This is a genomic window from Novosphingobium sp., from assembly GCF_024642085.1.
GTDB lineage: Bacteria > Pseudomonadota > Alphaproteobacteria > Sphingomonadales > Sphingomonadaceae > Novosphingobium.
In genome coordinates, this window is the sequence record NZ_JAHEBV010000010.1 from 49,193 (window position 1) to 67,979 (window position 18,787).

The 18,787-nt window shown below is 61.1% G+C and carries 7 protein-coding genes and 1 tRNA gene; 1 reads left to right on the forward strand and 7 read right to left on the reverse strand.

Annotation, left to right across the window (positions count from 1 at the left end):
• Positions 1–49: 49 nt before the first annotated feature.
• From Q0L62_RS06310 to Q0L62_RS06335, 6 genes are all read right to left on the reverse strand, one after another.
• A complete protein-coding gene (locus Q0L62_RS06310) occupies positions 50–1,312 on the reverse strand; it encodes an HlyD family type I secretion periplasmic adaptor subunit (protein WP_296677969.1) in 1,263 nt (420 codons plus the stop codon).
• Positions 1,309–2,436, reverse strand: a complete 1,128-nt coding sequence (locus tag Q0L62_RS06315; RefSeq protein ID WP_296677972.1) for a cell wall hydrolase — start codon at positions 2,434–2,436, stop codon at positions 1,309–1,311. The genes Q0L62_RS06310 and Q0L62_RS06315 overlap by 4 nt, the downstream gene beginning before the upstream one ends.
• Positions 2,433–4,565, reverse strand: a complete 2,133-nt coding sequence (locus Q0L62_RS06320; RefSeq protein ID WP_296677975.1) for a type I secretion system permease/ATPase — start codon at positions 4,563–4,565, stop codon at positions 2,433–2,435. Before Q0L62_RS06320 ends, Q0L62_RS06315 begins: the two co-directional genes overlap by 4 nt.
• Positions 4,566–4,669: 104 nt before the next feature.
• On the reverse strand, positions 4,670–6,067 hold the full coding sequence (locus tag Q0L62_RS06325) for a TolC family protein (RefSeq protein WP_296677978.1): 1,398 nt from the start codon (positions 6,065–6,067) through the stop codon (positions 4,670–4,672).
• A gap of 17 nt (positions 6,068–6,084) precedes the next feature.
• Positions 6,085–6,816, reverse strand: a complete 732-nt coding sequence (locus Q0L62_RS06330; protein ID WP_296677984.1) for an OmpA family protein — start codon at positions 6,814–6,816, stop codon at positions 6,085–6,087.
• A 44-nt stretch (positions 6,817–6,860) separates the two neighbouring features.
• The gene (locus Q0L62_RS06335; protein ID WP_296677985.1) at positions 6,861–16,955 is read right to left on the reverse strand and encodes a DUF5801 repeats-in-toxin domain-containing protein; all 10,095 of its coding nucleotides are present in this window, start codon (positions 16,953–16,955) and stop codon (positions 6,861–6,863) included.
• 605 nt (positions 16,956–17,560) lie between these two features.
• Here Q0L62_RS06335 and Q0L62_RS06340 point away from each other — a divergent pair.
• Positions 17,561–18,553, forward strand: a complete 993-nt coding sequence (locus Q0L62_RS06340; RefSeq protein WP_296677988.1) for a hypothetical protein — start codon at positions 17,561–17,563, stop codon at positions 18,551–18,553.
• Positions 18,554–18,578: 25 nt separating this feature from the next.
• On the opposite strand, the gene Q0L62_RS06345 is transcribed toward Q0L62_RS06340, so the two are convergent.
• A tRNA-Gly gene (locus tag Q0L62_RS06345) sits at positions 18,579–18,653 on the reverse strand.
• Between the last annotated feature and the right edge of the window lie 134 nt (positions 18,654–18,787).

An 18,787-nucleotide genomic window follows, 5' to 3' on the forward strand; every position in this document is an offset into this window, starting at 1 on the left:
GAATTTAGAGCCCCCTGGCTTGCTTCGTCCCAACCTTTTCCCGTTAGGATCAGCGCTCTGTCATCGCCTCGTCAAAGGCCTTGAGCACCGGTTTGAACAGATAGCTGAGGATCGATTTGCGCCCGGTAATGATCTCTGCATCGCAGATCATTCCCGGCATGATCGGTAGACGTCGGCCGTTCTTCTCGATGAAGGCGCGGTCGGTTTCAATGACCACGATGTAATAGGCCTGGCGTTCAGTTTCGTCATAGATCGAATCTGCGCTGATATTGCGAACCTGGCCGTTAAGCCCGCCGTAGATCGAGAAATCATAGGCGGTTACCTTGACTACCGCGCGGTCACCAACCTTGATGAAGGCGATGTCCTTTGGCGTGACGCGGGTTTCGATCAACAGCTTGTCGCCTTGGGGCACGATCTGCATGACCTTTTCGCCGGCACCAACGAAACCGCCCACGGTATTGACCTTTACGTCGTTGACGAAGCCGGTAACTGGCGCGCGCAGTTCGGTCGCGCCCGCTTTGATCGTCTGTTCGTTGACCGCCAGCTTGGTCGCTACTTCGCTTCGTTCGCTGAGCGCTTGCTGCCGAAAATCCAGCCGCGCTTCGCTGTATTGAGCTTGGGCCTCCTGGATCGCCGCCGATGCACGCGCAGCACCCTGGCGCGCCGCAGACAAGCGCCCCTGGACGTCGACCAGTTCGCGCTGGGCAGAGATCAGTTCAGTCTGCGGAATGACCTTCTTGGCAACCATTGGGGCCAATGTATCGACCTGCTGCTGAGCGAGCCGCACGCTTCCTTCCAGGCTGGCGATGGTCGCCTGACCCTCGGAAAGATCGCGGCGGCGCTGTTCAATTTGGGCGGACAGTGCCGATTGCTTGCTTGCTGCTGTGGCGCGGCGCACGGCGGCCAGCTGTGATTCTTCGGCGCAGATGGTACCTTCGCCGCAAGCCGACGACCCCGATCCGTTACCTTCACCCTGCAGCCGCGCAGCGCGCGCCGTCAGCCGTTCGTTCTCGGCCTGAAGCTGGCCCATTTGCGATTGCGATTGCGCGGTGTCGAGTTGAACCAGCAGCTGCCCCTGTTTCACCAGCTGGCCGGGCCGGACCATGATCGAAGCGATGGTGCTGGGCTCGCTCGCCTGGATCAGCTGGACCTTACTGGACGGAATAACCTTGCCCATGCCGCGCGTCACTTCATCGACGCGGGCGACGGCGGCCCATGCGATCAGCAGGAACAGGCCAAGGGCACAAACCGCGATCAGGCGGCGGTTGGCATCCCAGCCATGCCAAACATTGCGAAAGCCGGTTCCGCTCATTGCGCGACCATTGGCCCGGTCAGTTCGCCCACTGCAACCTGCCGGGGCGCAGGTTCGTCCGGCTTGGCTGATGTGGCAGCAACTGTCTCCTGAAAATGGCTGCCCATCGCAACCGGATCAGGCATGGCGGGACGCCAGGTCTTGGTCATGTCAATCCTTCCGCCGACGTCGTTGACGGCGTGGCGATCCTTCACGTCAGGGGCAACGGTCAGTCCAGGTGTGAACTGTTCTGCCGCTGCCACGGCGCTGTCTACCGTCAGCCCATCGGCCAGGGCGCGATCGCGCAGGGCGGAAAAATCAAGCGCGGGAATGCGTTCGGTCCCGGCATAGCGGCCATTGAACGTTGCGGCCGCACCCCAGGCGCCGCCAAAGCGATAAAAAATGTGACGACCGATCTGGCCGATCTTGCCAAGCTGGAAAGCCCATTTCGGCAGAACGTAATCGGCATGATAGAAGGTTGCGGTACCGACGCTGGATTCGACCGAGCCAGCCAGCGCCGCCTTGGCAACCGTTTCTGCCTCATGCCACGGCCCCGCAGCCGGCGTACGCAGCAGGGCGCCGTCGCACGTGAAGCTGAACTGGCAACCGGTGCGGCGTTCTGCGCCCTGATAAATCACACCGCATACGCTCTTGGGATAGGCAGGATGGCGCATGCGGTTCAGGATGACCTGGGCCACGGCGCGGCGGCCCTGCAACGGCTCAACCGCCGCCTCATAATAAACCGCCTGCGTCAGGCATTTCAGCGCAGTGGAGTACGTTTCGTTCTTCGCCGCGGCAAGGCCAAACGCCTTGACCTGTTCGAGCGGCAGGTTGAGCGTCGGGATAGCGGCGTTTTGATCTTTTGCGGCCTGGCCTTCGACCACGATCTGGTCCTTGTCGTCGACCGAGATGTTGGCAACGTTACCCACCTCAGCAAGGTCGATGCTGACCTGGGGCGCGGCTTGGCCAGCGGCAAAAGCGCGGGTCAGCGAAGGTACCGCAAACGACAAACCGAGCATTGCAACCAACGCGGCGATCGCTGCCAAAAGCCAATGTTCTGGCTTCCAGCGGCGCACGGCCGTGCCTGTGTCCGCAAGATCAAGCGGTAGCGACAGGTCAAGAAGCGAAGCGTTATGCGTGGTCATGGCTTGAGCCCCACTCCAGCAGATGCGATGATTTCATCCCTTGGTCCGTCGGCCACAATCCGCCCCTTGTCGAGTACGATCAGGCGGTTGCAAATGGCAAAAAGTGCCGGTCGGTGGGTCGAAATAATCAGTGTCTGGTCAGATGTCAGCGATTGGGACAGCCGGTCGACGAATAGTTTCTCGGTCTGGCTGTCCATCGCGCCTGTAGGTTCATCCAGGAACAGCAGCTTTGATGGACGGACAAAGGCGCGTGCCAGCGTCAGGAAACTGCGCTGGCCGCCCGACAGACAGCTGCCTGCCTCACCCACCCCGCGGTCGAACCCGCCAGCGTCCTGGCTAAGGAACTGGTCCGCACCGACAAAGCGCAGCGCATCAATCATCGCTGCGTCATCGACCACGCCCGCACCCAGTGCCAAGTTGTCCTTGATCGTACCAGAGAACAGGCTGGCATCCTGGCCGACAAAGCGAAAAGCATCGCGCAGTTCCTGGGGACGGTATTGGCGGCTGTCGATCCCGTCGATCAGCATGGCCCCGGCGCCGGGCTGGTACAGCCCGCACAGCAACCTGCCCAGGGTCGATTTGCCCGATGCGACCCGCCCGACAATCGCGATCCGGTCCCCGGGGTTGATGGTCAGATTAATGTCCTTCAGCGATTCGCCCGACGCCTCGGGATAGCTGAACGCGGCGTCTTCAAGACGGATGGTGGCTGAACGCACCGACGGGGTCAGCGATGCGCTGCCCATCCGGCGTTCGTCCGGTGCATCCCACAGCTTCTGGATTGATTGCAGGGTTTGCTGTGCCTGCTGACCGCGGGTGAGCAAAAATGCCAGCTGACCGGCCGGGGCCAGCGAACGCGACGACAGCATGACGATTGCAACGATCGCGCCCATGGTGATCTTGCCCGCATCGAACAGGTAATATCCGCCTACGATTAGTGCGATGTTGGACACCTGCTGGAACGTACTGGCCATGCCGATGGCAGTGGTGCTGACGTCTTTCAACCGCTGCTGCGAATGGGCGCCAAGTTCCGCCAGCTTGCGCCAGCGCCCCAACATCGCACCTTCCCCCGCAATGGACTTTAAGGTTTCAAGCCCGGCGATCGATTCCACCAACAGTGTCTGCTGAAGGCCGTGGTCAGCCTGCGCTTCGCGCGCAGCATGGATAACCTGGCCGCGTAGCCTGAGGCCGATCAGCGCCATGATTGCCATGGCAATCAGCGGGACCAGGGCCAGCCAACCCGCGATCCACGCGATCAGCGCAACGAACAAGACAAGAAAGAGAAGATCAATGACCAGCATAATCGTGGTCGAAGCATAGAAATCGCGCACCAGCGCATATTCGGACACGCGTGCGACCATGTTGCCAGTGTGGCCCTTTCGGTCGGCAAGCGGGGCAGCAAGGATCTTGGAATAGATCTTTTGCGAAAGCTTCATGTCGAGTTCGTGTCCGATCTCGTCAAGCACGGCCGAGCGCGCACGGCGCAGCGCATATTCGATCGCAAAGGCCCCCAGCACGCCCACCGCCAGCACCCAGAGAGTTGCCTGGGTGCGGTTGGGAATGACGCGGTCATACACATTCATCGAAAACAGCGGCAGCGCCAGCGCCAGCATGTTGATGATCAGGGTCGACACCCAGACCGGGGCAAAACGGCGTCGCAACTTTGCGACTTCCGACCAGAACCAGTGCGTGCGGGCGCCGACTTCCCACGGCTGACCTTCGGCGCGCAGGGCAGAGGGATCGCCGAACACCGTCGACATCCAGCCCGCATAGTCGCTTTCCAGCGCCTTCATCGGCTCCCATTGCGATTGCCCTGTTTCCGGACGCCAGACCAGCGCATCACCGTCGCGCAGTTCGTGGATTACCGCGATCCGATCATCGCCCAGCGCGATCAGCGCAGGATAGCTGGAAGCCCGGTGCGGCAGACGCTTGGGACGCTGCGCATCACTGTTGAGACCCAGAACCTCAAGCGCCGGTTCGGCCTGATGCAGCGGCAGCTGCCCCCGAGCATCCAGCGCCAGGCCCGCCAGCATGGCCTGTGAAAACGGTACGCCAAACCGCTCTGCCAGCTGGGCCAGTGCGGCGACCAGCGGGTCAGCTTGGGCGGTAAAAGCAGAAGGCCCATCGGCCATATGGTCAGTTCCTGTTGTGCGATGCCCCTGCCCCCGGGGAAGAGGAGGCAGGGACTCACTTCGATCATGCGGGGTGGATAGCCGCCCCGTACACCCGCGCCCGTTTACTTGGGCCGGGTGCGGTATTCGAGCTCAGCCGGCTTGGCCGGGCCATAGTTGAAGCGATCACGTTCCTTCTCGCCCGCACCGGCGCCGGGCGCGATATTCATCGCCGAAAGAAAGCGATTGGTCGCGGCCAGCGTCTGGTAGCGGGCAAAGATCGCTGAAAAGCGCGACGTTTCAAGGCGGACCTGCGTGTTGTAGCGCGCGTTCTGCGAATCGAGCACATCAAGCAGCGAGCGGCGGCCAACACTGAACTGGCTGCGATAGGAAAGCAGCAGGTCGTCGCTGACTTTGCTTTGCGTTTCGAGGTCGCTGGTGATCCGTGTCTGGCTGTCGAGCTTGGACCAGGCTGTGCGCACATCTTCTTCCGATTGGCGCACCACTGTGTAAAGGCGGTAGCGGCTCTCGCTCGCGCGGCGGACCATCTCCTGGTAATTGGCGCGATTGATCCCGCCATCGAAGATGTTCCAGCGCAGGAAGGCGCGGCCCTGGACGTCGCGGGTAGCCCCGTCGACTCCGTCAATGTCGTGGCCGATCCGCCCCGTCACATCGATCCCGATCTTGGGCAACTGATCCGCTTTGACGCTGTTGGCCAGGGCATGGCTGGCATCGACATCGGCTTCGGCTTCGCGGACCAGCGGGTTTTGCGTGCGGGCAAGACCAACCGCTTCGGCCACCGATCCTGGCATGGCCTCGTTCAGCAAGGGCGGCTGGATCACCGCATCGATGTCGAGACCCGAAAGCGTTCGCAAGCTGATCTTCGCCTCGGTCAGGGCCTGCTCGGCCTCAATCGTGCGGACGCGGGCGGCCTGAAGGCGTTCCTGCGCCTGTTGCTGGTCGGCAATCGAGATCGAACCCTGTTCGACACCCGATCCCAGATCTTTCACCAGCGCTTCGTGGAAGGCAACGTTGTCCATGCTGGCGGCCACAACACGCTGCTGAAGCAGCACGTCAAGGTACTGGCGTGCAACCTGAAGCGCGATGAACTCCGAACGTTCGACGACCCGCAGCGAAGCGCCGTCGACACGCGCAGCCTGACGCAACAGTTCGCCCCGGCGGCGGCCAAAGTCGATCAGCGTCCATTCGGCGCGCACTTCACCGGTGACCGGATAAAGCTCGTTGTTCTGAATCCCGGTCAGACGCCGGGTAGGGTTGTCGAGATGACGGATGCCAGCCGATCCTTCAACGTCGACGCGCGGTGCATAGAGCCCCTGAGCCTGCTTGCGTTCGAACTGGATGGCTTCCTTGTTGTACTGCGCCTGGGCAATCTCGGGATTCGAGTTCACCGCGACAGCGATAACGTCCGGCATGGAAACAGGCGCCGATTGCGCGAGCGCGGGCGTAGCGACAGACGCCAGCAGCGTTACAAGGCTGGCGGCAAGCGATTTCTTTATGGTCATGGTCCTGCCCCCTGCAGTCAATTCTGGACGGTGATTTCGACGCGGCGGTTCTGCGGGTTACGCTCTCCGTCAGCGGTCGGCACCTTGGGCGAGCTTTCGCCTTGGCCCGATACCATCAGTGCGCCCGGATCTGCACCCTGCGACCCCAGCATCTGCGAGACCGCCTGCGCGCGATGCACCGACAGGCCGTTGTTGTACGCATCGCTGCCCGACCGATCGGTATGACCGGTCACGGTCAATCCTTTCCAGCCGCAGGCTTTGAGGTTCTGCGCGGCAGCCTGGATTATCGGCATGGCACTTTCAGGCGGAACAGCGCTGTCCCATTCGAAGAACACGATCCCGGCAATACTTTCGCGGCAGGCCGGATTGTCGACCGGAACAGCCGGCGCCTGGACCGCAACCGGCATGGGCTGGGCGTTCATCCGCATGGCGGCGTCGATGCATTTGCCAATCGACACGGGATCCTTGGTGCTGCTTTTCAGAAAACCCAGCGCGATGCCGCACTGCGCCTTGGCCTGAATCGCCCACAGATAGCGCGGATCATTCGCTCCGACCGTGCCCCCGTCACGCGTCAAAGCCAGCGCCGCATCATAGCGCTGGCCGATTTCCCCCTTCAGTTCGGATACTGACATCGACATCATGTCGACCGAGGTCACCAAGTTTCCCGCCACCGGCTGTTCCTGAGCGGCAGCCGGTGAGGCTACGGCAGAGGCAACCAATGCCATTGTCAGTTTAGTCGTATTACGCATCGCGATATTCCCCAATTTCGCTGCAGTCTCATAAATCCCCTTCATCACGCCAAGGCAGCGGCCTGTTCGTGATCGAGCACCTGCATCAAGCTGAGATGCGGCGCTCCTGCGTCGTGGCCGGATCCCTGCACACTGCTGTCAAGCAGTCCCTGGAGTGCAAAGTCACCCGCCTTATGCGAAGCTTCCGTACCGGTTGCGGCCCCCGCCGCGAAATGATCGACCAAGTGGTCGACCGCGTGATTGCCGGCGGCATCGGCCATCGCCTCGGCAACGGCGGGCGCTGCCATTTCACCCTTCACCGCAGCCGGAGCGGCAACTGTCAGCAGTGCGTCCATCGCTGACTGACCGGCATCGTGCGCAGCGAACAGCGCACTTTTCCCGCTGTCTGCAGCCAAATTCGCCCCGTCGCTACCGTGATCAGCCGGCTTGTCCTGGCTGGCATGACCAAGGCCGGCATCGCCGCGGTCTGCGCTCCCATGCGTGTCAGCCATCGCCGCAATCTTGCCAGAGGCCAGCGCGGCGAGCTGCACGGAGGCAGACTGTGGTGCAGAGTCGGACACGTCGATCGCCGCAATGGCAGTAACGGCTGGCAAATCGGCAGTATGCGCAGCTGCCGTTCGCAAGCCTGTATCAGCAGCAGCATTGGCGTGGTCCAGCGCCATTGCTGCCAGCAGGCCGGTTGCCGCTGCGTTCATCGCAGCCAGTTCGGCAGGTTGAGCCTGCCGCTGAAGCGATGTTGTGGCAAAGGCCACGTCGGCTGCATTCCCCGATGTGCCATCGACGCGGATGTATGTCGTCGTCCCAAAAATGGTTACGTCGCCATTTGCCGCTGTTGCACCCTGACCATCGCTGGTCAGATTGAGGCTGACAATGCCAAGTTCGGTCAGGGTCTTGAACTCACCTGCTTCGCTCACCCCGTTGCTGTTGGAATCCTGCCACACCCCGAATTGGGCAAAGGACGCATCCTGCGCATCCAACATGCCATCATGGTTGCTGTCGTAGATCGCTGCAACGCCTTGCAAATCGGTCAGGCCATTGCCGCCAAAGACAATCTCGCGTCCGTTGTCGACACTGCCCGATCCGTTGGCGTCGATCGCCAGCAGACCGTCGTGTGCATCGACCCAGGCGGTGCCGACCTTGGTGCCGGAACCGTCATAGTCAAAGCTGACGCCCGCATCGGCCGCCAGATAGTGGATGCCATCACCATTGAGGTCAATCGCGATCGGTGCAGCCGGGGCAAGCGGCGTAAGGCCGGTTGCGACATGCACAGAGAAGCTGCCGGTCGAGGTCGGATCGCCATCCCCGTCTGTCAAGGTTACCGTGAAGGGCAGGGTTTTGTCGATGGTAGTCGAAGTCACACCGATGTCGGTCAGATTTAGTTTGATCGATCCGGTTGCTTCATAAACGTCAATCCAAGCGATCTGCGTTCCCGCGGGCGAATTTACGGTCAGGGTTGACGCGGCGGTTGCGCCATCAAGCACCCAGTTCTGCGTGGTTCCGTTGGTATAATGCGCAACAAACTCAATCTTGTCGCCGCCCCCAAAGTTGAAGAACGAGAACGAAGCATAGCTGACGTTGGCATAGGGCCCGGCAACTGGCGGAGTGTAACCACCCGGTCCGTCATAATCATTTAGCGCACCGAAATCGAAGCGAATGAACTCACCCGCGTCGAAATTATTGTTGGCCAGCCCCCACCCGCTGGTGGACCCGTTGACGTCGGTGCGCTGAGTCATGTCAGGCGTTCCGCCCGCAAGCCAGGCACCTTCCTCGCCGCCAGTGAAGCCGCCGGTAGCAGCCCAACCGGTCACCAAAGTTAGCTTTTCAGCCGTGGCCGAGTTGGTCACTTCAATGCCGTTGCTTGGCCCCGAACCGAAAGCGCCGTTCGACAGGATCGACACATTGGTGACGGTCGGATCGAGCGCGGTGATCAGATCGAAGGTGTATTGGCCCGAAGTGCCGGCATTAGGACTGACCGACAGGGTAAATACCGCGGTATCTCCGGCGTTGAACGTCCCGCTGTTGTCGTTGTCGGCATAGGCGGTCAGAACACTGCCGACCTGATTGGTGACGAGCGCGTGCCCGCCCGAGGTCAACCCGGTGACATTTGCCGTTATCGTCATCGTGCTGCCCGCGCCATCGGCGCCAGGCGTGAAGTGCAGTGTACCAACCGCCGGAGCAGTGGCCGGATTGTTGTCGGTCTGCTGGTTCTGCACGGTGCCAAGCATCGGCGCATCATCCAGGAAGGTCAGGTTCTGGCCGATGTTGGCTGTTGCCGTGGCAGCATCGCCGTCGCCATCGGTGAAAGTGCCGGTAAGTGTGATCAGGTTGTCTGCGGCCAGAGTGATCGCCTGGTTCGGCCCGGTATTGGGCGAATGGACTATCGCTCGCAGCTGGTCGAGAGTGACATCGCCGGAACCGTTGACGCTGACCGTAAATACCAACAGGTTGCTGCCAGCCGTGCGGCCTTCGACGACCCCGCCGTTCATGACCAGATTTACCGCCTGGCCGCTGAGCGTATCCGTCAGGCCGCTGGCACCAGCGTTCAGCCCAAGGGTATAAGCCGTACCGCCACCGATAGCTGCGCCATCCGCACCGAAGTTGGCAGTAAAGACCGACGCGAAACTGGCTGTGGCGTTGGTCGCAAGGATCGTTTCATCGACAGTCAACTGCGGCTGGGTTGTCGATGCCGTAGGAGCTGGCATGTCATCGTTGAACACGATGACCATCTGTCCAGACGTGGTGCTGTCACCATCACTATCGGTGGAGAGGTAATTCAGCAAAGTCGATGTGCTGGTTTCATTGCCGCCTGCTGTGTGCAGGACATTATCGACCAAGGTGACCGTGTAGGCGCCGGAAGGAGTCAGGGAAACCGTAAACAGCACCCCGCGCGGACCAGTTGCAGTCAGCGTGTTGGTCAGTGTGTTCCAACTGTAGTTGACGGTTTCAGTGCCAATCGTGCCCAGCGTACCGTTGAGATTGGCGAAGCTGACCGTGCCGGTATCGTTGCCAAAATTGACGTTGATCTGGCCGCGGAAACTGGCTTCGCTGGACAGCGGGCCATCCAAATCGCCCGAGTTGGCATCGATGTCCCCGGTGCCGGATGCTGGATTGCTGCTGGCAAGACCATCATCGTCAACCGCAGCGCCGACGGCGGGCGGGTTGGGTACCGAATCCGCCAGTAGCGTGATGGTCGCAGTAGCCATCGACGGATCGCCGTCTCGGTCAGTGATCGTGTACTGGAACGTGATCGTTCCGGTTTCGCCTGCACCGGGAGTGTAGGTAAAGGTGCCGTTGCCATTATTGATCAGAGTGCCACTCGCAGCGCCAAGGCCGTTGTGCAGCGATCCCGGCACGAGAGCCACGCTGGTCGCCAGGGTTCCATCGGCGCCGCGCTCGTCGTTGGTGAAGACGTTGATTGTCACAGGTGCATTCTCAAGCCCCTGAATGGCGCTGTCATCATGCGCCGATGGGGTGTCATCGTTGATGGTGACACTGAAGGTCCCGGTCGCCGAAGCGCGGTCACCATCGGCGTCCACTGCTTGAACGATACCGGTGAAGCTCAGGACAAGGTTGTTTTCGTCCAGCCCCTGGGCATGATCAATCGGGCCCAGCAGGGTGAAGGTCCATCCGCCGGTGGAGGAATTGAGACTGAGAGTGAATACCGGCGAAGCACCTGCCGTTGCAGTCAGCACGTTGCCCGCGATCGCATAGGTGATCGCCACGCCGCCTGAAGAGAGCGCGGGCAGGCCCGTGGTGGTGGTTAGCAGATACTGCGGCGCGGTGTCCGCCCCGCCAGAGAACAACCCTACGACCGACCCTGTTGCAACGGTGGTTGCCGCAATGTCACCGGTACCGCCCGCGATTCCGCCGGAAAGGCCGCCATCTTCGTCAACCGAACCCGACGTTGTGCCTGTGGTAGCAATCGGGCTGTCGTCTTCGATCGAAACGGTAATGGTTGTCGGGCTGGAAACGGTGCCGTCGGAAACATTTACCGGCACGGTCAGCGCCAGGCTGTCCTCGACCGCGTTATTGGGATGATCGATGTGGCCCAGCAGCGTCACGGTGTAGTTACCTGAACCATCAATGGTGACGGTGATAACCGGGATGCCGCCTGCCGTACCTGTAAGCGAACCTGTGCCGCTGCCAGTCCAGACAACCGCAACGCCGCCCGACGTAAGGCCCGGCGTGGGCGTTCCCAGCGTGTAGAACAGTGTATCGCCATCGACATCGGTAGCGATGATCACACCCGTGCCAACTGTGCTGTTGGTCGTATCGGTGTTGCCGACATCATCCGGGTTGCCCAGCGGCAGGCCTTCTTCGGAGACGGCGGTTGTTCCGGGGTTTACGCTCGGTGCATCATTGGTGCCATCTATCCGGATCGTCAGGGTCGCGGTGGTCTTGTCACCATCGCGGTCGGTGATCTGATAGGTAAATATCTCTGTCAGGAATTCGCCTGTATCAAGTGCCTGGACCGCCGCCTTGGTGTTATCAAGCGTGTAGGTATACTGGCCATCGGATCCCAGGATCAGCGAGCCGTAGGTGCCTGCAAGCGACACACCGACGGTGCCGGAAGTAGCGCCGAACGCTATGCCCGTCACAGGGCCGGTGAGCGGTTCGCCATCGGCGCCGATCGAATCCTTGACCCCGTCAGTAGCGTTCAAGTCACTACCGCCGCTGCCCGTGAAGACATTTCCGTCCGCCACACTGGGTCCATCTTCCGTGACGGTGTCGGTATCATCAAAGGCAAGCGGCGTGTCGTCGTTGACAACGATGAGCAACTGACCTGGCGCTTTGTCGAGATCGCCGTCGGTCACAACATAGTTGAGCGTAAAAGACAGATTTTCTTCAATTGTGCCGATGGTCGGATGCAACACCGGCGCATTCTGGGTGACGGTGTAAGCCCCGCTAACAGCGTTAAGCGTAACCGTCGCAACGGTCACGAAGCTGCCGCCTTGGTTCTGCTGGACCAGAATGTTTGAACCCGCTGCCACGTACTGGAAGCCGGCCGGTGCGCCAGTGGTCAGGAAAGCGAGCGTGCCGCCGTCATTGCCATAAGTGTGCGAAAGCGTGCCGGCGGTGAACTGCACTGCGCCGGTATCGCCGTCACCGCCTGGATTTCCGTTTGCCAGCGCATCGTCGTTGAGGAACACGGTCAGGTTGCTGCCGGCACTTGGCGCATCGTCCACAAACTGCAGGTGATCGCCGATGCCGATTGTCGCGGGAACGCTGTCACCGTCGCGGTCGGTGACTGTCTGGGTCAGACTGATCAGGTCTGCCGCAAGGGTTTCGACATCATTCGGCCCTGTGTTTGGATCGTGATAAACTGCGCGCAGCTGGTCTAACGTTACCGCGCCGGTGGAATTGACCGAAACCTGGAAGACCAGATCGTTGCTGGCAGTCCGGCCTTCCACTACCCCGCCGACCAGAGACAGCGTGACAGCTTGACCTGACAGCGTATCGATCAAGCCGCTGGGACCCGAAACAACCGACAGCGCATAAGCGATGCCGCCGCCAACAGCAGCACCGTCTGCACCGAAGTGCGGTGTAAAAACTGTGCTGAAATCAGCCGTGTCATTGGTGCCCAGAGCCGTTTCATCGACTGTGAGCGTGGGAATAACGCCTGTTGCTGTCGGTGCCGGAGTGTCGTCGTTGACGTTGATCGTCAGTACGCCGGCCGCACTGTCGAGATCGGCGTCGGTTACGCTGTAGGCCAGCGTGAAGACCGTACCGTTTTCGTCGGCACCGCTGGCATGCATGATCGGCGCAAGCTGGGTAACGGTATAGGCGCCCGTCCCTTCTGCCAGAGTAATCGCCACTACCTTGACCGCGCCCTGGAAAACATCGATCCCGGTGCCGTTGGCAACATAGCTGAAGCCGGCGGGTGCACCGGTCGTCGCCAAAGCCCAGGTCAGCGCACCGTCGCCGCCTGATCCGGCCAGTGTGCCGGCCGTGTTGGCGGTATCAGGATCAACATCGCCGATGCCGCCCGGATTGCCGCCCCCAAGAGCATCGTCATCAAGCTGAATCAGCGCATTGGGGCCGGTGATCGGCGCCGCATCCTGCAACGTGATCTTCAACGTGGCGGTTGCGGCATCGCCGTCGCCGTCTTTGAGAGTGTAGGTAAACACATCCTGTGCATTGATCGGGCCAGTGCCGGAGCGGACGTAAGAATATGATCCATCAATGTTGAGCGTCAGAGTGCCAAACTCGCCAGCGACCACAAAATCACCATTGGTGTCAAACGCGGTGTCGCTGTTGGCGGGCACGTTGTTGCTCGCCACGCCTGCAACCGCGCCGCCATCTGCGCCCGGGAAATCCTTGCCGTTGTCGCTGTCACCAGCATCTCCGGGCGCATCGTCGGTCAGGACATTGCCGGTAGCCGGACCGGTAGCCCCGGCCAGAAGCGCATCGGTATCATCGGCAGCAATTGGCGTGTCATCGTTGACGTTGATCGTCAGTACGCCGGCCGCACTGTCGAGATCGGCGTCGGTTACGCTGTAGGCCAGCGTGAAGACCGTACCGTTTTCGTCGGCACCGCTGGCATGCATGATCGGCGCAAGCTGGGTAACGGTATAGGCGCCCGTCCCTTCTGCCAGAGTAATCGCCACTACCTTGACCGCGCCCTGGAAAACATCGATCCCGGTGCCGTTGGCAACATAGCTGAAGCCGGCGGGTGCACCGGTCGTCGCCAAAGCCCAGGTCAGCGCACCGTCGCCGCCTGATCCGGCCAGTGTGCCGGCCGTGTTGGCGGTATCAGGATCAACATCGCCGATGCCGCCCGGATTGCCGCCCCCAAGAGCATCGTCATCAAGCTGAATGAGCGCATTGGGGCCGGTGATCGGACGCGCGTCTTCGATCAGGATTGTCAGCGTTGCAGTCGTGGTATCGCCGTCGCCATCCGTCAGGGTATACGTAAATACATCCTGCGAATTGCCCGGAGCGCCGGAATAGCGGGTATACGTATAGTTGCCGTCCGCATCCAGCGTCAGTTCGCCAAACTGGCCCTGGGTGACCCCGCCAATCGAACCCGCACCGCTAAACCCGGTAATCGCCGTCACTGCGCCCCCGGTTGCCGGACCGTCAGCACCGACCATGTCGGCTCCCGCCGGATCGCCATCGCTGCCGGCGCCGGTCAGGACGTTGCCCGACGCGGTAGTGGCTCCGGTCAGCAGCGCATCGGTGTCATCGGCGGCAATCGGGGTATCATCGTTTACATTGATCGTCAGTGAGCCTGGCGCACTGTCGCCGTCGGCGTCAGTGACGGTGTAGCTCAGCGCAAAGCCCAAGCTGTTTTCATCAAGTCCCGCAGGATGACTGATCGGTGCGTTTTGTGAAACAGCATAAGCGCCCGTCGTACTGTCGAGAGTAACGGTCAGGACCAGGGTTGTACCTTGACGCACTTCGACCAGCCCCGCATTGACCACGGTCGAAGTGAAGCCAGCAGGCAGGCCTACACCGGTTAAGGCCCAGGTCAGCGCACCGTCGCCGCCCGATCCGGCCAGGGTGCCTGCCGTGTTAGCGGTGTCGGGATCCACATCGCCGATGCCGCCAGGATTGCCATTATCGCGCGCATCGTCATCGAGCAAAACAATCGCGTTGCGGCCGGTAATCGGCGCAGCATCCTGCACGGTTATCGTCAGCGTGGCGGTTGCGGTGTCACCGTCGCCATCGGTCAGGGTATAGGTGAAGCTATCGGTCGCATCGATCGGCCCGGTGCCGTTGCGGACATAGCTGTAGCTGCCGTCCACATTGAGCGTCAGGGTGCCGAACTCGCCGACGACCAACAGATCGCCGTTGGCGTCCTGCATGTTGTCACTGTTGGCGGGCACGTTGTTGCTGCTAACCGCTGTAACGCTGCCGCCATCCGCGCCCGGGAAATCCTTGCCGTTGTCGGTGTCACCCGCATCGCCGGGCGCAGCGTCGGTCAGAACGTTGCCGGTAGCAGGTCCAATCGCTCCGGCCAGCAGGGCATCGGTATCAGCGGCGGCCGACGGAGCATCATCGACGAATTGCAGAAGTGAGCCAATGCCGGCTGAGGCGGCGGCGCTGTCGCCATCACCATCGGTCACCGTCTGCGTCAGAGTCACCAGGTTCGCACCGATCGAGGTGATATCGTCAGGACCAAGATCGGGAATGTGGACAACGGCGCGGCTCTGGTCGAGCGTCACGTTGCCGCCCGCATCAACCGCAACCGTAAAGACAAGTAACCCGCCGGTGGTGCGTCCTTCGACGACAGCACCGTTCAACGACAGAACGACTGTTTGCCCCGACAATGTATCGACCAGCCCGCTAGGCCCTGCGGCCACGCCGAGGGCGTAAGTGATGCCGCCGCCCGCAGCCGCGCCATCGGCGCCAAAGCTGTGCGCGAACAGTGTACTGAGATTCTGGACCGAATTGACTGCAAAATTGCTCTCATCAACGACCAGCGCGGCGGCCTCGCCATTGGCGGCAACCGTCGGCGTATCGTCGTCGACGTTGATCGTCAGCGTTCCGGTCGCCGGATCACCGTCGACGTCTGTGACAGTGTAGCTGATCGCGAAGACCTGATTATTTTCATCACCGCCAGCGGGGTGCGCAATCGGGGCAATCTGCGCGACGGTATAGGTACCAGTTGAAGGGTTGAGCGTCACGGTCATGACTAGTGTCGAACCCTGCAACACGTTAAGCCCGTTCGCCGTTGCGACATAGCTGAAGCCCGCCGGTGCCCCGCTAGTGACCAGCGCCCAGGTCAGCGCGCCGTCGCCGCCCGATCCGCCAAGCGTTCCGGTCAGGTTTGCGTTGTCGGGGCTGTCATCGCCCGTACCGCCCGGATTTCCGCCCGCCAATGCGTCATCGTCGAGCAGAACCACGGCGTTTTCGCCAGAGCGCGGCACAGCGTCGGCGATGGTTATGGTCAGCGTCGATGTTGCCACGTCACCATCGGCATCGCGGATGGAATAGGTGAAAGTATCGGTTACTCCACCTGGCGTGCCCGCACTGCGAAGATAGGTGTAGTTGCCGGCCGAATCGAGCGACAATACACCATAATGACCTTGCGTAGTCCCGCCGACGGTTCCGGCTCCGCCGAAACCGCTGATCGAAGCGAGCACCAGACCGCCGTCTGCACCGACTGAATCCTTGCCATTATCACTATCACCAGCATCGCCGGCACTGGCGTCGGTCAGGATGTTGCCAGTAGCCGGGCCAAACTCGCCTGCCGCGATAGTGTCAGTGTCCGGGTTTGCAACCGGGGTATCATCATCGACATTGATGCCGAGAGTACCTGAAGCGGTATCGCCGTCGATGTCGGTGACAGCATAGGTAAGCGTAAACGCTTGGTTGTTCTCATCCCCGCCCGCTCCATGCGCGATCGGTGCGATCTGGGTAACGTTGTAAGCCCCGGTCGCTGCGTTCAGGGTCACCACCAGGATTTTGGTTTCACCCTGGAAGATGTCGATGCCCGTGCCATTGGCGACATAGCTGAAACCAGTCGGCGCGCCGCTGGTCGACAGCGACCAGGTAAGCGCGCCGTCACCGCTCGAAGCGGACAGCGTGCCGGCAGTATTGACGCCATCGGCATCATCGCCGGTTCCGCCGGGATTGCCGCCGGCCAGGGCATCGTCATCCAGTTGCACATCAGCATTGGGGCCGGTAATCGGCTTGCGATCGGCGGCAGGAAAAATCTCGCGGACACGCGGCTGAGGGAAATTGAGTTCGGTATACGGCAGCAGATTGCCGATCTTGTAGGCATCCTGGATCGAACCGACCGGTACGGCAAAATTGCCCCCTGAACTGCGAATGGCGCCTGCCGCGGGCTCAGGCTCGTTACCGATAAGCAAGGCAGCGAGGTTCAGCGGAGGAACGGCAACGCCTTGGGCTACGATCTGGGGCACGAAAACTGCCCCGTCGACAATCACGTAGGTTCGCCCGTCGCTGGTCTGGATGATCAGGTCGCGCCCTCGCACAGTGATATCGTCAAGCGACACACCATCCGGCAACACAACCGTATTGTTGGCATCTGCGATCAGAGGGATTCCGCCACTGCGCACGGCGGCGGTTGCCGCGGCTGCCAGTTCGGGAAGCGCCTGCGCCAAAGCGGCGCTGTCCAGCGCGGTTTCGTTGGCGGTGTTTCGCGTGCCTTCGTAGTCCATGGCCGTCATTCACTCTCTTCACGCTGCCGGATTGAACCGGAAGCCGGTGAAGGACGCAGAACGACAGGTACGGACGCAGCGCTTTTGCCGCTGGCCAAAGCCAACCCAAGACGTTCTGCGACCTGTAGGGGGCGTGTGGCGCTTATCTACCGGATTTCATTATCCGAATCGGTGGCGCGCCCTTCGCCTTGAGCACGTTTAGATCACCCGCACTCAATCCTTGCAACATTGTTAACCCAGTTTGGGAACCACGCCACCGCTAGTGTGACTGCGACTCCACGCTTTGCAACATCGTCAATTGTGGGGCGGGCGCCCAAGCATATCCGCTATACCGACAAAATTACGCACATGTTCAATGGGATAAACGATCAACCCGGACCATTCAGAGCTTTAACCACGAATCGCAAGCTGTTGCTTCAACACGTGCCAACCTGATCCAAAATGAGTATATTGGTGCCGCCGCGCTACCAGCTATGGAAACCATAGGCGGTTCTTTATCTCTGTAATTCAATAGCTTTCGATGATATTCGGCGCTGCCATCTTTCGCATTTGACTCTATTTGCCGAATCAGCGGACAATTCGGGAGGCCGGACTCGGCCATGGGGGACCCGATCATGCCTACGATTAGTCCATCGGTTTTGTTGTTTTCCGGCCGGCCGACGTTGGGTGCGGTGGCCTTTGCTGCTTGTCTTGCAGGCGGAACGTCAACCCAGAACATGGCAGGCACGCCGCGCCCGGTCGATAATGCAACCTACGCAAAGGGCTGGCAGTATGGCGCATCTCGCGCGCCGGTTGTCGCCGTCGATGTCCTGCGCCAGCAATTGACAATGGCGCCAAGCATTGCGCCGGTTGCCAGGCTCGCCTCGGTTGCTCCCAAGCCTGATTTGCGCGCTCGCATCCAGCGTGTCGTCCGTGATCCGGTTGGCTTTCAGCCCCTTGCCATCACATCGGCTACGATAAATCCCCTGGTTGCGTCCGCACCCTCTGTCCCAGCCGGGCTTGGCAGCGATTTGGCAATATCGGCCGAGCCAGCTGTCACCGCGGCAGTGATTGCCAATCCTGCCGCGCCAATCGCGGAAGTTGCGGTTCCGATCGCGGACCTCGTCAATCCCGTATCCACGTCTGCGGTTGGGTCAGCCCCGGCTATCGCAGCGTATGTGCCGCCGCCGGCCCTGGTCGCTACGCCAGCGCCGCTCAAGATCGTATCATCGCCCGAACTGCGCCATTTCGATCTGGCCGCTTTTCGCAAACCTGCGGTCAAGCCAGGAGCGCTTGCCGGCAGCCGCAAAGGCGCTGTTCTTGCTGCCAAAACGTCGCTTAAATCCCGCCTGGTCGACGATATCATATTCCGCCAGACCCCAGTTTCGATTGCTGGGCAATCCGGAGGCGAGATTACAGTACGCATAGGCCCTGATGCAAAGCCTTCCGTAAAGGTGGCAGACCTGCTGGGCCTGGTATCGGGCCGCTTGGATCCCGACACCATGGCGCGCTTTTCCCTTGCCAGTAGTGCAGGCGAATATGTCAGCTTTGCAACGCTGCGCAGTGCAGGATTCGACGTCAGTTACAACGCCGCTTACGACAGCATCGCCATCGGCGTGACGCCGTAAAACGTAAGGATCGGATCTTGAAAACTGGAGCGGGCGAAGGGATTCGAACCCTCGACCCCAACCTTGGCAAGGTTGTGCTCTACCCCTGAGCTACGCCCGCTCGAACGCCTGCAACCCGGTACCGAAACGGCGGTGGGTTTGGGGTGAGGCGCGCCGTTAGCATCGCCCCATGGCATTGCCAAGCGCAAAAAGCGCCAATTGTCCGCCAGTGCGCTTTCTCCCTTCACAAACGCG

Excerpts from the sequence above, each read along its gene's own strand:
- Q0L62_RS06310 (WP_296677969.1), bottom strand. The coding sequence starts at position 1,312 with ATGAGCGGAACCGGCTTTCGCAATGTTTGGCATGGCTGGGATGCCAAC.
- Q0L62_RS06325 (WP_296677978.1), bottom strand. The coding sequence starts at position 6,067 with ATGACCATAAAGAAATCGCTTGCCGCCAGCCTTGTAACGCTGCTGGCG.
- Q0L62_RS06340 (WP_296677988.1), top strand. The coding sequence starts at position 17,561 with ATGCCTACGATTAGTCCATCGGTTTTGTTGTTTTCCGGCCGGCCGACG.
- Q0L62_RS06330 (WP_296677984.1), bottom strand. The coding sequence starts at position 6,816 with ATGCGTAATACGACTAAACTGACAATGGCATTGGTTGCCTCTGCCGTA.
- Q0L62_RS06315 (WP_296677972.1), bottom strand. The coding sequence starts at position 2,436 with ATGACCACGCATAACGCTTCGCTTCTTGACCTGTCGCTACCGCTTGAT.
- Q0L62_RS06320 (WP_296677975.1), bottom strand. The coding sequence starts at position 4,565 with ATGGCCGATGGGCCTTCTGCTTTTACCGCCCAAGCTGACCCGCTGGTC.
- Q0L62_RS06335 (WP_296677985.1), bottom strand. The coding sequence starts at position 16,955 with ATGACGGCCATGGACTACGAAGGCACGCGAAACACCGCCAACGAAACC.